Origin of the sequence: Dolichospermum sp. LEGE 00246, from assembly GCF_015207865.1 — a bacterium.
GTDB classification, from domain to species: domain Bacteria; phylum Cyanobacteriota; class Cyanobacteriia; order Cyanobacteriales; family Nostocaceae; genus Dolichospermum; species Dolichospermum heterosporum.
Map to the genome: position 1 here is coordinate 1 of NZ_JADEWA010000678.1, position 1,956 is coordinate 1,956.

The 1,956-nt window shown below is 38.7% G+C and carries 1 protein-coding gene; it reads left to right on the forward strand.

Features of this window, described 5'->3' with window-relative positions; all coding sequences use genetic code 11:
* Positions 1–238 precede the first annotated feature (238 nt).
* Positions 239–1,956 (forward strand): hydantoinase/oxoprolinase family protein (locus IQ228_RS25475; RefSeq protein ID WP_193964934.1); only part of this gene is annotated, 1,718 nt, incomplete at its 3' end.

Genomic DNA, 1,956 nt, shown 5'->3' on the forward strand with positions numbered 1-1,956 from the left:
CTCTTAGCCCCCTCATCGCTTGCGGGGAGGGGGTTGGGGGTGGGGTTATTGTTCCGGGTTTGATGACAATTTGCTGTAAGAGGTTGTTTGAAAAGTATTAGATGAAACCGATAATCTCCAGAAACCTAACAGTAGGTATCAATTCTGTCTTTCCTGTTCCCTGTTCCCTGACCACACAAGTAAATTCACAGAATCAAACCGGATTCCTATATTTTTATAATATTGAGGAAATTAAATAATGTTCAAAGTATTTGGCGACCGGGGTGGCACATTTACAGATATAGTTGCTGTCACTAATAATCAAACAATAATCAACAGACTTTCAAAACATCAAGAACGGTTTTTAATCGTTCCTCTCCCTAATCAAGAATGGATAATAGTCTATAAACTACTCTCAGAAAATCCCGAACAATATCAAGATGCAGTAATTCAAGGTATTCGGGATATTTTGGGTATTTCCAACCAAAAACCTATTCCTAGTGAAGCCATAGAAATAGTCAAAATGGGGACAACAGTAGCCACAAATGCCCTGTTAGAAAGAAAAGGAAATCGGGTAGTTTTGGCTATTACTAAAGGCTTTAAAGATGCGTTGAGAATTGGTTATCAAAATCGTCCAAATATCTTTGCTAGACAGATCATTTTACCCACCATGCTATATGAACAGGTAATTGAAATAGAGGAACGTTATGATGCTCATGGTAAGGAATTAATAGCCGTAAATATTGAACAAACTAAAAATGACTTACAAGCAGCTTATCACACAGGAATTCGCAGTTGTGCCATTGTTTTTATGCACAGCGATCGCTATCCATACCACGAACAACAAGTAGCACAAATAGCTCAAGAAATCGGCTTTACACAAATCTCCATATCCCATCAAGTTAGTCCATTAATGAAATTAGTCAGTCGAGGAGATACAACTGTTGTAGATGCTTATTTAACTCCGATTTTGCGGCACTACATTAACCAAGTAGCTAGTCAACTACCTGGAGTTAAATTAATGTTTATGAAATCTGATGGTGGGTTAACCGACGCACAACAATTTCAAGGAAAAGATAGTATTTTAAGTGGACCTGCTGGTGGTATTGTCGGTGCAGTTCAAACCAGCAAAAGAGCAGGTTTTGAATTAGTAATTACCTTTGATATGGGCGGAACAAGTACAGACGTTGCCCACTTTAAAGGAGAATATGAACGCCAATTAGACTCAGAAATTGCAGGTGCGCGGATGCGAGTTCCCGTATTAGCAATTAACACTATTGCGGCTGGAGGCAGTTCAATTTTATATTTTGATGGTTCTAGTTATCGTGTTGGACCCCAATCTGCGGGTGCAAATCCAGGACCAGCTTGTTACCGACGTGGAGGACAATTAACCGTCACAGATGCTAACGTCATGTTAGGAAAAATTCACCCTCAATATTTCCCCTCTGTATTTGGCATTGCAGGCAATTTACCCTTAGATAAAGATATCGTCAAAAAACAATTTATCCAACTCTCCCAGGCGATTGTAGCCGCCACAGGCAACACTTCTACACCCGAACAAGTAGCAGCCGGATTTATAGCGATCACTGTGGAAAATATGGCAAATGCCATCAAAAAAATCAGTTTACAAAGAGGTTATGATGTCAGCGAATATGTCCTTTGTTGCTTTGGGGGTGCAGGCGGACAAGTTGCTTGTTTGATTGCCGATACTTTAGGCATAAAAAAGATATTTCTTCACCCCTATGCAGGAGTTCTTTCTGCTTATGGCATGGGATTAGCTGATATTTGCTCAATTAAAGAAACAGGCGTAGAAAAACCTTTAAATCAAACATTAATTCCGCAATTACAGCAATTGATGTTATCCTTAGAGACCCAAGCAAAAACTACTATTAACTCCGATGAAACAAGTAGAGAAAAAATAGTCCAAAAAATTAACTTAAAATATGATGGGACTAACTCTACATTAAATATTAATTT